Origin of the sequence: Clostridioides sp. ZZV14-6345 (genome assembly GCF_020657775.1) — a bacterium.
GTDB lineage: Bacteria > Bacillota > Clostridia > Peptostreptococcales > Peptostreptococcaceae > Clostridioides > Clostridioides difficile_D.
In genome coordinates, this window is the sequence record NZ_JAGWCX010000155.1 from 1 (window position 1) to 943 (window position 943).

The following is a 943-nucleotide window of genomic DNA, read 5'->3' on the forward strand; positions in this document are numbered from 1 at the left end:
GGATATATTTGACCATATTTTGAGTAGCAGGTTGATTATGGAAGAAACAAAACGAAAAGGAGCTAGGTCAACAAATGATATATCATCAGAAATATTAGAAAAATTAAATCATGGAGAAATAGAAACTGCCAATATAGTAGAATGGTTTGCTATTGATAGAAGACTACTACTTACATATATATTACTACAAAATGGTAGAGAAGCATATTTAAATCCTATTTTAGAACATATCAATAGACTTGAAAAACAAACTTCCAATACTATAAGTGAAGCTATCGGAGCAGAACTTTTAAAACAAGCCAGTAATTATAATGATAAGGAATGCTTACAAATAATCTCACATCATGAATCTGACTTGGTTCGTAGCTGGGGAACTTTTATGATAGGGAAAAATACAAATTTAAGTCTTAGTCAAATGTTTCAAGAAATTAGAATTTTTGCAACAGATAAGCATTTTAATGTAAGAGAAGAGGCTTGGGTTGCTATTAGACCTGCTGTTATTCAAAATTTAGAGGAAAGCATTTTGATTTTATCAGAATGGGTATTGAATGAAAATGAATACATTAGACGTTTTGCATGTGAGGTTACAAGACCTAGAGGGGTTTGGTGTAAACATATTGAAGAATTAAAAGAAAATCCTAAACTGGCTTTATCAATTTTAGAACCATTGAAATCAGATTCATCTAAATATGTTCAAAACAGCGTTGGAAACTGGTTAAATGATGCAAGTAAAACACAGCCAACCTTTGTTGAAAACCTTTGTAGAAGATGGGAAAAAGAAAGTAATACTAAGGAAACAAAGTATATTATCAAAAAAGCATTAAGAACGATTAATAAATCTAGACAGACTGCAAAAAAGTAATGATACTAAAAGATAAAATGACATATTCATGCTAGATATTATTAAAAATTCGAGTCTGGAAATATTTATGTGTATTCTTTA

1 protein-coding gene is annotated in these 943 nt (G+C 29.6%); it reads left to right on the forward strand.

Annotated elements, in window-relative coordinates; translation table 11 throughout:
* Positions 1 to 862: DNA alkylation repair protein (locus tag KGF39_RS19385; RefSeq protein WP_227823567.1), on the forward strand; the 862-nt coding region annotated here is incomplete at its 5' end.
* Positions 863 to 943 lie beyond the last annotated feature (81 nt).